Source organism: Streptomyces fungicidicus (genome assembly GCF_003665435.1).
In the GTDB taxonomy this organism is placed as follows: Bacteria; Actinomycetota; Actinomycetes; order Streptomycetales; family Streptomycetaceae; genus Streptomyces; species Streptomyces fungicidicus.
Genome location: NZ_CP023407.1, coordinates 3,869,481 through 3,885,618, shown reverse-complemented (window position 1 = coordinate 3,885,618; position 16,138 = coordinate 3,869,481). Strand labels below are relative to the sequence as shown.

Annotated in this window: 14 protein-coding genes, 1 tRNA gene and 1 pseudogene; 7 read left to right on the top strand and 9 right to left on the bottom strand. The window is 70.5% G+C overall.

The genetic code is table 11. The annotated features are described in order from the left end of the window. The first annotated feature begins 6 nt into the window (after positions 1–6). From CNQ36_RS17695 to pknB, 3 genes are all read left to right on the top strand, one after another. Positions 7–1,455 (top strand): FtsW/RodA/SpoVE family cell cycle protein, encoded by a 1,449-nt coding sequence (locus tag CNQ36_RS17695; RefSeq protein WP_121546718.1) that lies wholly within the window; start codon positions 7–9, stop codon positions 1,453–1,455. Further along, positions 1,452–2,927 carry a peptidoglycan D,D-transpeptidase FtsI family protein gene (locus tag CNQ36_RS17690; RefSeq protein ID WP_121546717.1) on the top strand — a complete coding sequence of 492 codons (1,476 nt, stop codon included), beginning with the start codon at positions 1,452–1,454 and terminating at the stop codon, positions 2,925–2,927. Before CNQ36_RS17695 ends, CNQ36_RS17690 begins: the two co-directional genes overlap by 4 nt. A 169-nt stretch (positions 2,928–3,096) precedes the next feature. Continuing rightward, entirely contained in the window at positions 3,097–5,100 is a 2,004-nt protein-coding gene (pknB, locus tag CNQ36_RS17680; RefSeq protein WP_121546716.1) for a Stk1 family PASTA domain-containing Ser/Thr kinase, read from the top strand. 99 nt (positions 5,101–5,199) lie between these two features. Here the strand turns inward: pknB and CNQ36_RS17675 are convergent, their stop codons facing one another. The 5 genes and pseudogenes from CNQ36_RS17675 to CNQ36_RS17655 form a co-directional block, all read right to left on the bottom strand. Further along, positions 5,200–5,955, bottom strand: coding sequence for a class E sortase (locus CNQ36_RS17675; protein WP_004929125.1), 756 nt, complete (start codon positions 5,953–5,955; stop codon positions 5,200–5,202). Between the two features lie 13 nt (positions 5,956–5,968). Next, positions 5,969–7,078: a class E sortase gene (locus tag CNQ36_RS17670; protein ID WP_121546715.1), complete on the bottom strand. Its 1,110-nt coding sequence runs from the start codon at positions 7,076–7,078 to the stop codon at positions 5,969–5,971. After that, positions 7,075–7,713: an aminodeoxychorismate/anthranilate synthase component II gene (locus CNQ36_RS17665; RefSeq protein WP_004929132.1), complete on the bottom strand. Its 639-nt coding sequence runs from the start codon at positions 7,711–7,713 to the stop codon at positions 7,075–7,077. Before CNQ36_RS17665 ends, CNQ36_RS17670 begins: the two co-directional genes overlap by 4 nt. Next, positions 7,710–7,920: pseudogene (locus CNQ36_RS17660) on the bottom strand (hypothetical protein). The gene CNQ36_RS17665 and the pseudogene CNQ36_RS17660 overlap by 4 nt, the downstream one beginning before the upstream one ends. Positions 7,921–8,087: 167 nt before the next feature. Further along, entirely contained in the window at positions 8,088–8,867 is a 780-nt protein-coding gene (locus CNQ36_RS17655; RefSeq protein ID WP_004929139.1) for a DUF881 domain-containing protein, read from the bottom strand. A 141-nt stretch (positions 8,868–9,008) separates the two neighbouring features. Between CNQ36_RS17655 and crgA the strand changes: the two genes are divergently transcribed. Continuing rightward, positions 9,009–9,263: a cell division protein CrgA gene (gene crgA, locus CNQ36_RS17650; protein ID WP_004929143.1), complete on the top strand. Its 255-nt coding sequence runs from the start codon at positions 9,009–9,011 to the stop codon at positions 9,261–9,263. Positions 9,264–9,540: 277 nt separating this feature from the next. Here crgA and CNQ36_RS17645 read toward each other — a convergent pair whose 3' ends face one another. After that, on the bottom strand, positions 9,541–10,428 hold the full coding sequence (locus CNQ36_RS17645; RefSeq protein WP_121546714.1) for a rhomboid family intramembrane serine protease: 888 nt from the start codon (positions 10,426–10,428) through the stop codon (positions 9,541–9,543). A 105-nt stretch (positions 10,429–10,533) separates the two neighbouring features. Beyond that, positions 10,534–11,061 (bottom strand): peptidylprolyl isomerase, encoded by a 528-nt coding sequence (locus tag CNQ36_RS17640; RefSeq protein ID WP_121546713.1) that lies wholly within the window; start codon positions 11,059–11,061, stop codon positions 10,534–10,536. A gap of 338 nt (positions 11,062–11,399) precedes the next feature. Here CNQ36_RS17640 and CNQ36_RS17635 point away from each other — a divergent pair, with 338 nt between their 5' ends. After that, positions 11,400–12,101, top strand: a complete 702-nt coding sequence (locus tag CNQ36_RS17635; protein WP_121546712.1) for a DUF5324 family protein — start codon at positions 11,400–11,402, stop codon at positions 12,099–12,101. A 125-nt stretch (positions 12,102–12,226) separates the two neighbouring features. On the opposite strand, the gene CNQ36_RS17630 is transcribed toward CNQ36_RS17635, so the two are convergent. Beyond that, positions 12,227–12,299: transfer RNA gene (locus tag CNQ36_RS17630), tRNA-Ala, on the bottom strand. A 181-nt stretch (positions 12,300–12,480) separates the two neighbouring features. On the opposite strand from CNQ36_RS17630, the gene CNQ36_RS17625 reads away from it, so the two are divergent. Continuing rightward, positions 12,481–13,029 carry a helix-turn-helix domain-containing protein gene (locus CNQ36_RS17625; protein ID WP_004929152.1) on the top strand — a complete coding sequence of 183 codons (549 nt, stop codon included), beginning with the start codon at positions 12,481–12,483 and terminating at the stop codon, positions 13,027–13,029. A gap of 147 nt (positions 13,030–13,176) precedes the next feature. Then, positions 13,177–14,691 (top strand): protein kinase domain-containing protein, encoded by a 1,515-nt coding sequence (locus tag CNQ36_RS17620; RefSeq protein WP_121546711.1) that lies wholly within the window; start codon positions 13,177–13,179, stop codon positions 14,689–14,691. Here CNQ36_RS17620 and CNQ36_RS17615 read toward each other — a convergent pair. Next, on the bottom strand, positions 14,678–16,075 hold the full coding sequence (locus CNQ36_RS17615; RefSeq protein WP_121548496.1) for a hypothetical protein: 1,398 nt from the start codon (positions 16,073–16,075) through the stop codon (positions 14,678–14,680). The two genes, CNQ36_RS17620 and CNQ36_RS17615, sit on opposite strands and share 14 nt — an antisense overlap. Between the last annotated feature and the right edge of the window lie 63 nt (positions 16,076–16,138).

The window sequence follows — 16,138 nt, the reverse complement described above, 5'->3', positions numbered from 1 at the left end:
CACACGATGAGCAGTACTCAGAACCCGTCGACGCAGCACACGTCCACGATCGGCGCGATCGGCGCGCCCAGCCGCCGCAACACCGAGCTCGCGCTCCTGGTGTTCGCCGTCGTCATCCCGGTCTTCGCCTACGCCAACGTGGGGCTCGCCCTCGACGACGAGGTGCCCGCCGGACTGCTGAGCTACGGCCTCGGCCTCGGCCTGATGGCCGGCGTCGGCCATCTCGCCGTACGGAAGTTCGCCCCGTACGCGGACCCGCTGCTGCTGCCCCTGGCCACGCTGCTGAACGGCATCGGTCTGGTCGCCATCTGGCGCCTCGACCAGTCGGAGCGGCTCCAGGCGAGCAGGACGTTCGTCGAGGCGGCACCGCGCCAGCTGATGTACTCCGCGCTCGGCGTCGCCCTGTTCGTGGCCGTGCTGTTCTTCCTCAAGGACCACCGCGCCCTGCAGCGCTACACCTACATCTCCATGGCCGGCGCGCTGGTCCTGCTGCTCCTGCCGCTGGTCCCGGGCCTCGGCCACAACGTCTTCGGCGCCAAGATCTGGATCAAGATCCCCGGTCTCGGCACCCTCCAGCCCGGCGAGTTCGCCAAGATCGTCCTCGCGGTCTTCTTCGCCGGCTACCTCATGGTCAAGCGGGACGCCCTGGCCCTAGCCAGCCGCCGCTTCATGGGGCTCTACCTGCCCCGCGGCCGCGACCTGGGCCCGATCATCGTCGTCTGGATCATCTCCATCCTGATCCTGGTCTTCGAGACCGACCTCGGAACCTCGCTGCTGTTCTTCGGCATGTTCGTGATCATGCTGTACGTCGCCACCGAGCGGACCAGCTGGATCGTGTTCGGTCTGCTGATGTCCGCGGTCGGCGCGGTCGGCGTGGCCAGCTTCGAGCCGCACATCCAGACGCGTGTGCAGGCCTGGCTCGACCCGATGCACGAGTTCGAACTCAGCCGCGCCGGGGTCCAGGACGGCATCGTCCACTCCGAGCAGGCCATGCAGGCGCTGTGGGCCTTCGGATCCGGCGGCACCCTCGGCACCGGCTGGGGCCAGGGCAACTCCGACCTCATCGGCTTCGCCGCCAACTCCGACTTCATCCTCGCCACCTTCGGCGAGGAGATCGGCCTGGCCGGCGTCATGGCGCTGATCCTGCTCTACGCCCTGATCGTAGAACGCGGCGTGCGCACCTCCCTCGCCGCCCGCGACCCGTTCGGCAAGCTGCTCGCCATCGGCCTGTCCGGCGCCTTCGCGCTCCAGGTGTTCGTCGTGGCCGGCGGCGTCATGGGCCTGATCCCGCTGACCGGTATGACGATGCCCTTCCTGGCGTACGGCGGTTCCTCCGTCATCGCCAACTGGGCGCTGATCGGCATCCTGCTGAGAATCAGCGACACCGCCCGCCGCCCGGCGCCCGCGCCCGCCGCCAACCCCGACGCCGAGATGACCCAGGTGGTCCGCCCGTGAACAAGCCCCTGCGCCGGGTCGCGATCTTCTGCGGCCTGCTGATGCTCGCCCTGCTCGTCCGCAACAACTGGATCCAGTACGCCCAGGCGGACAAGCTGAGGACCGACGAGGAGAACCGCCGCGTCGCCATCGAGCGGTACGCCTCGCCGCGCGGTGACATCATCGTCGACGGCGAGCCCATCACCGGGCACACCGCCACCAAGGGCGACTTCAAGTACAAGCGCACCTACAAGGACGGCGCCATGTGGGCGCCCGTCACCGGCTTCGTCTCCCAGGCCTTCGGCGCCAACCAGCTGGAGTCCATCGAGGACGGCATCCTCACCGGCAACGACGACCGCCTCTTCTTCCGCAACACGCTCGACATGCTCACGGGCAAGAACAAGGAAGGCGGCAACGTCGTCACGACGCTGAGCACCGCCGCCCAGAAGGCCGCCTACGAGGGCCTGAAGAAGCAGGGCGCCAAGGGCTCCGTGGTCGCGCTCGAGCCCTCCACCGGCAAGATCCTCGCGCTGGCCTCCTACCCCTCCTACGACCCGTCCACGATCGCCGGCAACAGCCTCGACTCGGACAGCAAGGCGTGGGAGAAGCTGCAGAAGAAGAACAACCCGGACGACCCGATGCTCAACCGGGCGCTGCGCGAGGTCTACCCGCCCGGATCCACCTTCAAGGTGGTCACCGCGGCCGCCGCCCTGGAGAACGGGCTGTACGACGACGCGGAGCAGAAGACCGACACCCCGCTGCCGTGGACCATGCCCGGCACCACGACCGAGCTGAAGAACGAGGGCAACATCCCCTGCGAGGACGCCACGCTGCGCGAGGCGCTGCGGGTGTCCTGCAACACCGTCTTCGGCAAGGTCGGCTCCGACCTCGGCAACGACAAGATGCTCGAGACGGCCAAGAAGTTCGGCTTCACCGAGGAGCAGTTCACCCCGATCCGCTCCAGCGCCTCGGTGTTCTCCGAGGACATGGCCCCCTCCGAGGTCGCCCTGTCCTCCATCGGCCAGTTCAACACCGCCGCCACCCCGCTGCAGATGGCGATGGTCTCCGCGGCCGTCGCCAACAACGGCACGCTGATGAAGCCGTACATGGTCGACGAGCTCCAGTCCCCCGGCCTCGACACCATCGAGAAGACGGACCCGGAGGAGATGAGCAAGCCGCTGTCGGCGAAGAACGCGCAGATCCTCCAGTCGATGATGGAGACGGTCGTCAACGAGGGCACGGGAACCAACGCCCGGATCCCCGGCGTCACCGTCGGTGGCAAGACCGGTACCGCCCAGCACGGTGAGAACAACAGCGAGAACCCCTACGCATGGTTCATCTCCTACGCCAAGAGCGGCGACGGCGGTTCGCCGGTAGCCGTGGCCGTGGTGATCGAGGACGAGAACGCCGTGCGCGACGACATCTCCGGCGGTGGCCTCGCCGCACCGATCGCCAAGAGCGTGATGGAGGCGGTCGTCAAGGGCAAGCAGTGACCCCCGTCACGTCCGCTTCACATCGGTGCACGTTGCGGTACCGGTCCGGTATCGGCTGACGTACTTGGCCAGGTCACACAAAGCGAGCCGGGTACGGTAGGCCCGGACGGCAGCCTCCGGCGGCACACGTGTGCCGCCCGGGACCGACGGAGAGGGCTGGTAGGTAGCTATGGAAGAGCCGCGTCGCCTCGGCGGCCGGTACGAGCTGGGCCCGGTGCTCGGCCGTGGTGGCATGGCGGAGGTTTATCACGCGCATGACACCAGGCTCGGGCGCCAGGTGGCGGTGAAGACGCTGCGCGCGGACCTCGCGCGCGACCCGTCCTTCCAGGCCCGGTTCCGCCGTGAGGCCCAGTCGGCCGCCTCGCTCAACCATCCCGCGATCGTGGCGGTCTACGACACGGGCGAGGACTACATCGACAACGTGTCGATCCCGTACATCGTCATGGAGTACGTCGACGGCTCCACGCTCCGCGAGCTCCTGCACAGCGGCCGCAAGCTGCTGCCGGAGCGGACGCTGGAGATGACCATCGGCATCCTCCAGGCCCTGGAGTACTCCCACCGGGCCGGCATCGTCCACCGGGACATCAAGCCGGCCAACGTCATGCTGACGCGCAACGGCCAGGTCAAGGTCATGGACTTCGGCATCGCCCGCGCGATGGGCGACTCCGGCATGACGATGACCCAGACCGCGGCCGTGATCGGCACCGCGCAGTACCTCTCGCCCGAGCAGGCCAAGGGCGAGCAGGTCGACGCGCGCTCCGACCTGTACTCCACCGGCTGTCTGCTGTACGAGCTGCTGACCGTCCGGCCGCCCTTCGTGGGCGACTCCCCGGTCGCGGTCGCCTACCAGCACGTACGGGAGGAGCCGCAGCCGCCGAGCGTCTTCGACCCCGAGATCACGCCCGAGATGGACGCGATCGTGCTGAAGGCGCTGGTCAAGGACCCCGACTACCGGTACCAGTCGGCCGACGAGATGCGCGCCGACATCGAGGCCTGCCTCGACGGCCAGCCCGTCGCGGCGACCGCCGCCCTGGGCGCGGTCGGCTACGGCGGCTACGGCGACGACCAGCCGACGACGGCACTGCGCTCGGACGCCGGCGCCGGGGCGGCCACCTCGATGCTGCCGCCCATGAACCCCGACGACGGCGGCTTCGGCTACGACGACCGCCAGGGCCGCCGCCGCCAGCCGAAGAAGAACAACACCTCGACGATATTGCTGGTCGTGGCGGGTGTCCTGGTCCTCATCGGGGCGATCCTGATCGGCCGCTGGGCGATCAGCGGCAGCGGCGGCGTGGGCAACGACAAGGTCGCGGCCCCGAACTTCGTCGGTGAGACGAAAGCGAACGCCGAGAAGCTGGCCGTGAACGGCGACCTGAAACTCAGCTTCGTGGAGAAGCCCTGCGAGGACCAGAGCAAGGGCAAGATCTGCGACCAGGATCCGAAGGCCGGCACCGAGGTCGACAAGGAGTCCACCGTCAACCTGACGGTCTCCACCGGCGCGCCGAAGGTGACGGTCCCCGACGTGCAGGGCCTCACCTACGAGAAGGCCAAGTCCCAGCTCGAGGACAAGGGCTTCACCGTCGAGCAGAAGAACGAGGTGTCCGACCAGACCCCGGGTGTGGTCATCGGACAGGACCCCGACGGCGACACGGAGCAGGAGAAGGGCAGCACGATCACCCTCACCGTCGCCAAGGAGGCGGACAAGGCGACCGTGCCCGACGTCACCAACAGGACCTGTGACGAGGCCAAGGCGCAGATGACCGGCAACGAACTCGTCGGCAACTGCGTCGACGTGGAGACGGACAACCCGGCTCTGGTCGGCAAGGTCATCGGCACCGATCCCCAGCAGGGCACCCAGCTCGCCAAGAACTCGCCGGTGACGATCCAGATCGGCAAGGCCAAGGAAGAGCAGAAGTTCGCCATGCCGAAGGTGACCGGGATGACGGTCGCCCAGGCCAAGCAGGTGCTCGCCGGAGCGGGTCTGCAGCTCGACAAGGTGCAGGGCGGCGGCGACGACAACGCCGTGGTGCTCCAGAGCAACCCGCAGGAGGGCCAGGAGGTCAAGAAGGGCGACAAGGTCACCCTGGTCGCCCTCGGCGGCCAGCAGGGCGGCAACGGCGGCAACGACGGCGGTATCTTCGGCGGCCCCTCCGGCGGCCGCGGGGACGACTGACCCGTAGCGCCCGCACGACGGAGCCCCGGCACCCTCTCCGGAGGGGGCCGGGGCTCCTGCCTTACGCCTTCGCGGGCCGTCCCGTCAGCGACCGTCCCGTCAGCCCAGTTCCGCCGGCGGGGTCCGCTCCTCGTCGACCTTCTCCGTGCGGACCAGCTCGCCCCAGACGATGTAGCGGTACTTACTGGTGTACACCGGGGTGCAGGTCGTCAGGGTGATGTAGTGGCCGGCCTTCTTCCTGCCGGACTCCTTGGGGATCTTCCCGAGCACGTCGACGTTGTACTTCGAGGTCTCGGGGAGGATGCCGTAGACCTTGTAGACGTACCAGGTGTCCTTCGTCTCGAAGACGATCGGATCGCCCTTCGCGAGCTTGTGGATGCCGTGGAACTTCGCGCCGTGCCCGTCCCGGTGGGCGGCGAGCGAGAAGTTGCCCTTCTTGCCGGAGGTGGGCAGGGTCGCCTTCACGGGGTCGGTGTAGTAGCCGGCGACGCCGTCGTTGAGCACCTTCATCGACGTGCCCTTCTCGACGAGGATCTCGTCACCGCTCATCGCGGGCACGTGCAGGAAGCCGATGCCGTTCTTGCTGTCGAAGGACACCGGGCCGCCGCCGTCCGGCCCCTGGGCCCAGTTGTCGCGGACCTTGTCCGCCTGCTTGTCCGCCGCCCGGTCGGCGACGACGTTCGTCCACCACAGCGAGTAGACGACGAACAGGCCGAGCACCAGGCCCACGGTGATGAGGAGTTCCCCGAAGAAGCCGACCACCGTCGCCACCGGCCCGGGACGGCGGCGTCCCGGTGGCGGCGGCGACGCGGGCGCGTCGGTGTGCTGTTCGGTGCCGTCGGCGGTCGCTGCCACGTTTCCACTGCCCTTAACTGACGAGCGCATCCGGCTTGCCCTTGCTGCGCGGCCGTTCCTCGACCATCCTGCCCCAGACGATCAAGCGGTACTTGCTGGTGAACTCCGGGGTGCAGGTGGTCAGCGTGATGTAGCGGCCGGGCCCGGTGAACCCCGAGCCCTTGGGCACCGGTTCGAGGACGCTCACGTTGCTGGGCGGCGTCACCGGGAGCACCGACGCCATCTTGTAGACGAAGTACTGGTCCTGGGTCTCCACGACGATCGGGTCGCCGGGCTCCAGCCGGTTGATGTAACGGAACGGCTCGCCATGGGTGTTGCGGTGCCCCGCGAGCCCGAAGTTCCCCGCCTTCGCGTCCGGCATCGCCGTCTTGAGCGCGCCCTCCGCGTAGTGGCCCACCATGCCCCGGTCGAGCACCTTCTTGCTGCTGATGCCCTCCGCGATCGGCACCACCACGTCCAGCTTGGGGATGTGCAGCAGCGCGAAGCCCTGCCCCGGCTCGAACGCCCCCGGCTTGCCCGCGCCGTTCGCCCAGTCGCTCTGGAGGTCGCTGACCTCCTTGCCGGCCTGTGCGTGCGCCCGCACGTTCGTCCACCACAGCTGGTAGGTGACGAACAGCAGCATCAGCACACCGCAGGTGATGAACACCTCGCCGATCGCCCGGCTCGCGAGGACCGCGGGACTCGCCTTGCTGGCCCGCGCCCGCCGCCGTGCCTCCACCCGGGACAGCGGCGCCCGTGAGGCCCCCTCAGAGCCTCCGTCAGGCCCCCGGGAGTCCCTCGGGGCCTCCGCGGCCTTGTGAGAGCCTCCACGGCGCCCTTGACGCTTCTTGGCGGCCTTCCTGCGGGCCGCCCGGCCACCCGGAGCCGCGGGAGCGGGCTCCTCCCGCGCCGTCCGCTCCGGCGGCTCGGGGATCCGCAGCGCCACCGTCTCCTCGTCGACCGGCGGCAGATACGCCGTCGTGTCGGAGGAACCCCCGTGGGGTCCGGGCGCCGTGGTGTCGTACCAGCCGTCCCCGTACGCACCCGGCGCCCCGTGCGGCTGCCCGCCGTACGAGGTGCCCTGTCCGCCGGCGCCGCCGTAGGCGTCCGCGCCGGACTCGCGCTCGGGGCGCAGCGCGGTCACGCCGAGGACCTGCCCACCACCGGGGCGAGCCCCGCCGACCTCGTCACCGCGTCCTCGTCGCCGCACTCCACCAGCCAGTTGGCCAGCATCCGGTGCCCGTGCTCGGTCAGTACCGACTCGGGATGGAACTGCACACCCTCCACCGGGAGTTCACGGTGCCTCAGACCCATCACCATGCCGTCAGGCGTCCTGGCCGTGACCTCCAGCTGGGCCGGGACCGTGGCGGGGTCGGCGGCCAGGGAGTGATAGCGGGTCGCCGTGAACGGGGAGGGCAGGCCCGCGAAGACGCCCCTGCCCCCGTGCTCCACCGGCGAGGTCTTGCCGTGCAGCAGCTCGGGCGCCCGGCCCACCACACCGCCGTACGCCACCTGCATCGACTGCATGCCGAGGCAGACGCCGAAGACCGGCACCCCGGTCGACGCGCAGTGCCGCACCATGTCCACGCAGACACCGGCCTCCTCGGGAGTGCCGGGGCCCGGCGACAGCAGCACGCCGTCGAAACCGTCCTGTGCATGCGCGGTCGACACCTCGTCGTTGCGCAGCACCTCGCACTCGGCGCCCAGCTGGTACAGGTACTGGACCAGGTTGAAGACGAAGCTGTCGTAGTTGTCGACGACGAGAATGCGCGCGCTCACTGGTTGTCCACCGTCACATCGTTGAAGGGCAGCAGCGGCTCGGCCCACGGGAAGACGTACTGGAAGAGGACGTAGACCACGGCGGTGATCAGCACCAGTGAGAGCAGTGCGCGCACCCATCCGTTGCCCGGCAGATGCCGCCAGATCCAGCTGTACATGCCGTCCCTTCCCGTCGTACCACGGCACCAGACCCACGCCGTACGCCAACAGACTAACGGCGTGACGCCTCCGGTTTCCCGGCCTCCGCGGGCTCCGTGAGGTCCGTCCCGGCCCGGCCGCGTGTGCTCATATGTACGCGGCGCGGGACCGATCGCCTCGATCCCACGGGGTGTTCCACGTGAAACAACGACGGGGGCGTCCGTCGAGCACGGCCGCTACTCCACGGGCTCCGCGTAGTGCAGGTCCACCGTTCCCGTGTAGCCGGGCAGGGTCACCGTCCCGGGCTGCTCGACCTGCCAGCCGAGCCCGTAGACGTTGACGTACACCATGTAGTTCTGGATCGCCGGCGAGGCCGTGAGCGCCTTCCTCAGCTTCTCGGGATCCCCGACCGCGGTGATCTTGTACGGCGGCGAGTAGACCCGGCCCTGGAGGATCAGGGTGTTGCCCACGCAGCGCACGGCGCTGGTGGAGATCAGCCGCTGGTCCATGACCTTGATGCCCTCGGCGCCGCCCTGCCACATCGCGTTCACCACGGCCTGCAGGTCCTGCTGGTGGATGACCAGGTAGTCGGGCTGCGGTTCGGGATAGCCGGGGAGCTTGGCGGTGGCGTCCGGCGGGGCGTCGTTGAGCGTGACGGTGAGTCCCTCGCCCTTCAGCTCCTGTGTGCCGGCGCGCTTCTCCAGGCCGGCGAGCTTGTCGTCCTCCGCCCGGGTCCTGCCGTCGTCGCGCTCGGCCAGGGACTCCACGTCGTCGCGCAACGCGCCGTTGGACTCCTCCAGCTCGCCGTTCTTGCGGCTGCGCTCGTGGATCAGGTCGGAGAGCTTCAGCAGCGAGGCGTCCGTGCGGATGTCGGTGCCCCTGGCCGTGTCGAAGCTGGTGAAGAAGATCAGGCCGGCGAGGGCAAAGACACCCGCGGTGAGCACCCGCACGGGCCGCAGACGGCGCCGGCGGGCAGGACTGGATTCCTTCCCGGGGAAGTCGGCAGAATTGCTCAACGTACCCTTATCTCCTTCGGCGCCGCGGAAGCACTACGCTAACGGACGCCCGGGGGAGAGCTCAGAGTCCCCTTGTACGCTGCTCCGAGCCCGACCCAGTTCCCTGCGCGGCCACGCAGCGCATCGACAGGAGAGACCCTCGTGCCGAAGTCACGTATCCGCAAGAAGGCCGACTACACGCCGCCGCCGTCGAAGCAGGCGGCGGCGATCAAGCTGACCAACCGCGCCTGGGTCGCGCCGGTGATGCTGGCGCTGTTCCTCATCGGCCTGGCCTGGATCGTCGTCTTCTACGTCACCGACGGCTCGCTGCCCATCGACGCCCTGGGCAACTGGAACATCGTGGTGGGCTTCGGCTTCATCGCCGCCGGATTCGGCGTCTCCACCCAGTGGAAGTAGCGCCCGCCGCACGGTGAGCAACACTCTGCCCGGAGCTGTCCCACAGCTCTGGGCAGAGTTGTCCTCTGAGTTATCCACAGGACTTGTCCACATGGGGAAAACAAAGACGATCTGTGGATAACCCTTCCGGGGTTGACGCCGGTGTGACAGAAGCACCGGCAACCGAAAATCTGTTCGCACTGCGGTTGACCTGCACGAACACCGCCCGGTCAGCCAGGGCACAGATGTTCCCGCACCGTGTGCACAAGATCCGCCACTGGCTGTGGACAACTGCGGCTCAGGTGAGCTGCGCGGTCCTCAACAGGGCCATCACGGCGACCGCGACCAGCACCAGCGCACAGGTGCCGTACTGCACCAGGGCCCGCCGCTCACGCGGGGCGTGCACCATGGCGTACCCGATCACGACACCGGCGACGAGTCCCCCGATGTGGGCCTGCCAGGCGATGTTGCTCCAGCCGAAGGTGAAGATCAGGTTGATCACCAGCAGGGCGATGACCGGGCGCATGTCGTACTTGAGCCGGCGCATCAGCACGGCGGTCGCGCCGAAGAGTCCGAAGATGGCGCCGGACGCGCCGAGCGAGGCCGTGGTGCCCGAGGCCAGCAGATAGGTCAGCGCGCCGCCCGCCAGGCCCGAGATCAGATAGAGCGTGAGATAACGGGCGCGGCCGAGGGCCTGCTCCAGCGGTCCGCCCAGCCACCACAGGCTGAGCATGTTGAAGGCGATGTGCCAGATCTCCTGGTGCGTGAACATCGAGGTGAACAGGCGGTACCACTCGCCCTCGGCCACCCCCTGGGTCGGCAGGAAGGGCGCCGGCGGCCAGGCCCCGATGAGATACAGGTCGCGCACCAGCGACGGCCGGACCTGTACGGCGAGGAACACCGCGAGGTTGATGCCGAGGAGGATCTTGGTGACCAGCCGGGGGTCGGCGGCGACGGCGCCGCCGGCGATCGTGCGGGGCACGGAGGCGGCGGGCGCGTGCCCGGTGCCCCGTCCTTCGCGGACGCACTCCGGGCACTGGAATCCGACCGAGGCGTCGACCATGCACTCGGGGCAGATCGGCCGCTCGCACCGGGTGCAGCGGATGCCGGTCTCGCGCTCCGGGTGGCGATAGCAGACAGGGACGCGCCGGGCGTCCTGCGGGCTGCCGGCGGCCTGGTCGTCCATGGGATCCCCTAGCTCGTGTGGAAAAGCCCCGCCCCGCCCATCCTTACGGATGGGCGGGGCGATTGGTTCCCTTCGAGGGCTTTCGCGCTCCGGGGGACGAGGTGCTCAGCCCTCGTGGATCTCGACCGACTCGATCACGACGTCGTTCACCGGGCGGTCGGTGCGCGGGTTGGTCTGCGCGGCCGCGATGGTGTCGATGACCTTCTGGCTGGCGGGGTCGGCGACCTCACCGAAGATGGTGTGCTTGCGGTTCAGCCATGCCGTCGGGGCGACGGTGATGAAGAACTGCGAGCCGTTGGTGCCCGGGCCCGCGTTGGCCATCGCCAGCAGGTAGGGCTTGTCGAAGCGCAGGTCCGGGTGGAACTCGTCCTCGAACTGGTAGCCGGGACCCCCGGTGCCGTTGCCCAGCGGGTCACCGCCCTGGATCATGAAACCGCTGATCACCCGGTGGAAGACCGTGCCGTCGTAGAGCTTGTCCGTGGACTTCTCACCGGTCTGGGGATTGGTCCACTCCCGCTCGCCCTTGGCGAGCTCGACGAAGTTCTTGACCGTGATCGGCGCCTGGTTCGCGAAGAGCCGGACCTGGATGTCGCCGTGGTTGGTCTTCAGGGTGGCGTTGAGCTGCTCAGCCACGATGTGCCTTCCGTTGTCTTTCCGTGACTCCCTGATCCTCGCACGGACGGGGCGCCCAGTCGTGCGGCCTCCGTTCACAGAGGGGCGACCGGGCCGTTCCGCTTGCGGAAAACGGGGGGAGTGGCCCCGTGGCGGGGGCGTGGTGCGGCGATCCGTGGCATTGTCGACGACAAGCTTTCGTTGCCCGTTTTCATCCGCTATCGCACCCGACACCGCATTCGATCACCGCCGTCGGCACCCGGATGCCCGTCCGCGCATGCCGCGAGGCGGCCCGACATGCATGATCCGTAAAAGGGTGGAAAGTCGAAATACCGTACGCCACCGAGGAGGAGGAACCCGTGACCCGCATCGACAGCGTGCGCACCGCGACCGGTTCGGCGAAGGACAGCGTGCTGCACGCCGCGGAAGCGGTGGCGCCCTACGCCGACACGGCCAAGGTCAGGGCCGCGCACTACGCGCAGGAGGCCCGCGTACGGCTCGCGCCCGTGGTGACGCAGGCCGCAGGCCAGGCCCGCGTCCAGTACGGCGCCCATGTGCAGCCGTTCATGGAACAGGCCCGGACGCGTGTGCCGCCCAAGGTCGACCTGGCCGCCCAGCAGGCCGCCGACCGCACCCGCAAGGCCGCCCGGCAGGCGGCGGACTACTCCCGCCCGAGGATCGAGCAGGCGGTGGCCGTCGCAGGTCCCGCGAAGGAGCAGGCCGCGGCCCGTGGTGCGGCCGCGCTGGCGGCGCTGCGCAGCCAGGTGTCGGCACAGCAGATCGAGAAGCTCGCCCGCAAGCAGCGGCGGCGGGCGAAGGCCGGCCGCGCCGCGAAGACGGCGCTGATCCTGAGCGCTGTGGCAGGCGGCGCCTTCGCGGCCTGGAAGTGGTGGGACAAGCAGGCCAACCCGGACTGGCTGGTGGAGCCGCCGGCCGCGACGGACGTGTCCGGGGCGACGAAGCTGACGTCGGTGGACGGCAGCGAGGGGGCCGCTCTCGACCCCGAGGTCGAGGCCAAGGAGGCCGAGGAGAAGGCGGCCCGCCGCGACGACCAGTCCTGACGCGCGACGACGTCAACGGCGCGGTGGGGCAGCGGACTTGAGTGTCCGCTGCCCCACCGCGCCGTTTCACGTGAAACAAAGGACCCCTTCCGCCCGCGTTTCCGCAGGTGGGAGGGGTCCGGTTGTGGAGCCTAGGGGAGTCGAACCCCTGACATCTGCCATGCAAAGACAGCGCTCTACCAACTGAGCTAAGGCCCCTTGAAAAAGCGTCCACCTGCGAGAACCGCGTCGTGGTGGCCGCCCGCAACCAGAGTACCGGGTCCCCCCGGGGTATCCGCAAAAAGATTGGGGGTCCCCGTGACCAAACACTCTCCGTAAGATGCTCGGACGTGGTTCGCTACAGCGAACCATGGTTCTGGGGAAGCGATGGGGAGACGCAATGGACGCCGCACAGCAGGAAGCAACCGCGAGGGCGCGGGAACTGCAGCGGAACTGGTACGGGGAGCCGCTGGGGGCGCTCTTCCGTAGGCTCATAGACGACCTGGGCCTCAACCAGGCCCGTCTCGCGGGGGTTCTGGGACTGTCCGCACCGATGCTCTCGCAGCTGATGAGCGGCCAGCGGGCGAAGATCGGCAATCCCGCGGTGGTGCAGCGGGTGCAGCTGCTGCAGGACCTGTCGGGGCAGGTCGCGGACGGCAGTGTGAGCGCGGCCGAGGCGACCGAGCGCATGGAGGAGATCAAGAAGTCACAGGGGGGCTCGGTGCTCAGCAACACCACGCAGACGACCAGCGGTTCGGGGGCGCCCACGGTCAAGCGGGTGGTCCGCGAGATCCAGTCCCTGCTGCGTTCGGTGGCCGCCGCCGGCGACATCATCGACGCCGCCGACACCCTGGCGCCGACCCATCCCGAACTGGCGGAGTTCCTCCGGGTCTACGGCGCCGGTCGCACCTCCGACGCGGTCACGCACTACCAGTCCCACCAGAACTGATTCCCCGCCCGGCGCCGAAGGGGGTTCGGCTGCCGGGACGGCGCGCGGAACGGGGGACCCGCGCACGGACGGGGGCGGGGGGAATGCGTATCGCTCATCGGGGGGAAGGAACGGGGGACACCGCAGGGGGAGGAGCGACGCACGGTCATGGGTGAGGTCTTCGCCGGCCGGTACGAACTGGTCGATCCGATCGGACGCGGGGGCGTCGGCGCCGTCTGGCGCGCCTGGGACCACCGCCGCCGCCGCTATGTGGCCGCCAAGGTGCTGCTGCAGAGCGACGCCCACTCCCTGCTCCGCTTCGTGCGCGAACAGGCGCTGCGCATCGATCACCCCCATGTGCTCGCGCCCTCCAGCTGGGCCGCGGACGACGACAAGGTCCTGTTCACCATGGACCTGGTCACCGGGGGCTCGCTGGTCCACCTGGTCGGCGACTACGGTCCGCTGCCGCCGGCCTTCGTCTGCACCCTGCTCGACCAGCTGCTGGCCGGACTCGCCGCGGTGCACGCGGAGGACGTCCTGCACCGCGACATCAAGCCCGCCAACGTCCTCCTGGAGGCCACCGGCACGGGCAGGCCCCGGCTGCGGCTGTCCGACTTCGGCATCGCCATGCGGCTGGGCGAGCCCCGGCTGACCGAGACCAACCTGGTGGTGGGCACGCCGGGCTATCTGGCGCCGGAGCAACTGATGGGCTCCGAACCGGACTTCCCCGCGGATCTGTTCGCCGTGGGCCTGGTCGCGCTGTATCTGCTGGAGGGCGCCAAGCCGGACGCCAAGGCCCTCATCCAGTACTTCGCCGACCACGGGACCCCCGGCGCGCCCCGGGGCGTTCCCGAGCCACTCTGGCAGGTCGTGGCCTCGCTGCTGCAGCCGGACCCGCAGGCGCGGTTCCGTACGGCCACGGGGGCGCGGAAGGCGCTCGCGGCGGCCGCGGAGCTGCTGCCGGAACCCGGCCCCGACGACGAACTCATCGAGATCTTCGACCAACTGGGGCCGCTGCCCGCGGGGTTCACCGCGGACGGTCCGCTGAAGCGGGCTTCGGGCCTGGGTCCGGGCGGGGTCCGCACGGCCCCGGAGGAGCACCTGCCTGCGGAGGAGCGGAGCTCTCCGTCCGGTGCCGGCAGGTACGACGCCGGTACGGGCGCGGGCACCGGAGACCGCTCGGGTCCGCCGGGCGGCGGGGGCGTCGTACCCGCCGATCCGCGGCGGTCCACCGCGTCCGGGCCCGCCCCGCAGCCGCCGGGCATGACGGACACCGGGAGCTTCCCCCTGCCGCCGCCCCGGGCCACGGTCACCTCCTCGCCCGCCCCCGCTCCGCCCGCCCCCGACCACGCGCCTCCCACGCCGGCACAGGACGGTTACGGCGTACCGCACCCCCAGGCCGGGGACTCCTCCCCCGTCTCACCGCACGACCCCACGCATCCGCTGCGCTCACCCCTCCCCCCGCCCGCCCCGTACCCCGAGGCGGCCACGGCCGAGTACACCGCCCAGGGCTCACGGCTCCCGCCCCCGGGCGAGGCGCCGCCGGTGCGGGGATCCACCGCCCGGCGGACCCACCGCCGGCGCGCCCGCCGCCCCGGCCCGTCGGCGAAGGTGGCCGTGCCCGTCCTGTTCCTGGCCCTGGCCTGCTACGCCGTGGGGTTCTGGGCCCTCACGCGGATCTGAACGGCTCCTGCCGGGAGCCGGTCGCCGTCTGGGCGGCGGTCCGGCGCCGGGCCGCCAGCGTCCACACACCGAGCCCCGCCAGCAGTGCGGTGCCGGCGCCGATCCCGCCCACCGCCAGCGCCCGGTAGGCGGTGTCGTCACCCGCCGCCCCGCCCCCGGCCGCCGTCTCCCGATCTGCCCCCGCGACCGTGAAGGCGTCCGCCGGCACGGACTCCCCCGCGTATCCGGGCCCGTCCTGTGCCGCGCCGCTCAGCCCCACCCGCAGCGTCAGCGGCACGGGCGCGTCGCCGAAGGCGTCCGCGACCTCCGAGGAGAGATGCGCGACGAGGTAGTACGACCCGGCGAACCGCATCGCCGCGACCTGTCGGCTGACGGCGTGCCGGTTGACGTGGGCGACCGGCGGCAGGGCGGCGAGGCTGCCCGTCTTCCGGGTGCCGTCGTAGCCGACGGTCGCGTCCACGACGTGCCCGCGCACGGGGTTGTAGAGGTCCAGGTCCAGCGCGGCGGCGACATAGCCGCTGCCGCCCGCGCCCGAGCCGCCCAGTTCGGCGGTGGCGTGCAGTCGGCGGCCCCAGTCGACGGGCACCTCGTAGAAGAGCGTCTGCCCGGGACGGATGTCGTCCCGCCAGACCCCGTGGCCGACGGGGGCGGCCCGGCTGAACCCCGCGCCGCCCGTGCGCCGTTGCGGATCCCCATCGACGGGCCGGGGCGGGGCGGAGTCCCACGCCGTCGGGGCGCTCGTCGCACCGGCCTTCTCCAGGGGCGGCTCCGCCGTCGCCGCAAGTTCCATCTCCCAGGGGCCGGGGGAGGAGCCGTCCCCGTCCGGGTCGACGCGTTCGACGGTCAGGTAGTACGTAGCGGCCTCCTGGCAGAGGGATCTCCTCGGGGAGATCTCCCGCATGGCCCACCCGGCGAGGGGATGCCGGCTGCCGGCGGCGCCGAAGCTCTCCGTGTCCACGTCGCAGGAGCGGCCCTCGTCGTCCTCCACGGCGACCTTGATGCCGTCGACCACGGAGGCGGTACGGCCGGCCGGAGGGGCGGCGGTGGCCGAGGCGTAGGTGTTGGTGGAGTCGTCGAGCGTGAGGCGGTAGTAGACCTTGCCCCTCGCCGGAAGCGTGCTCCGGTAGGTCCGGCCGGGCTCCAGTTCCACGGAGTCCCCGGGGCTCGCGGCGCCGTCGACGCTCCGGGCGTCCTCGGCGAAGGCATAGCCGCCGGACCCGGCGGAGGCGGCGGGCAAGGACCCGGCGGCGCCGGTGAACCCGCCGGCCAGCGCCTGCGGCCCCGGTACGGCGGCCGCCCCGAGCAGCACCGCGGACGCGAGCCCCACCACGCCCGCCCGCCCGGCGCGTGCGCGCCCCCGTCCCCTACCCTGCCGTGCCCTCACGCGCCACCCCTCGTCGTCGCCCGGACGTCGCACCGCGGCCATCCTGCCCGGCGGACGTGGCCC

Bases quoted from the DNA above. Each gene is read 5' to 3' on its own strand.
- CNQ36_RS17695 (WP_121546718.1), top strand. From the start codon at position 7: ATGAGCAGTACTCAGAACCCGTCGACGCAGCACACGTCCACGATCGGC.
- pknB (WP_121546716.1), top strand. From the start codon at position 3,097: ATGGAAGAGCCGCGTCGCCTCGGCGGCCGGTACGAGCTGGGCCCGGTG.
- CNQ36_RS17645 (WP_121546714.1), bottom strand. From the start codon at position 10,428: ATGGACGACCAGGCCGCCGGCAGCCCGCAGGACGCCCGGCGCGTCCCT.
- CNQ36_RS17625 (WP_004929152.1), top strand. From the start codon at position 12,481: ATGGACGCCGCACAGCAGGAAGCAACCGCGAGGGCGCGGGAACTGCAG.
- CNQ36_RS17620 (WP_121546711.1), top strand. From the start codon at position 13,177: ATGGGTGAGGTCTTCGCCGGCCGGTACGAACTGGTCGATCCGATCGGA.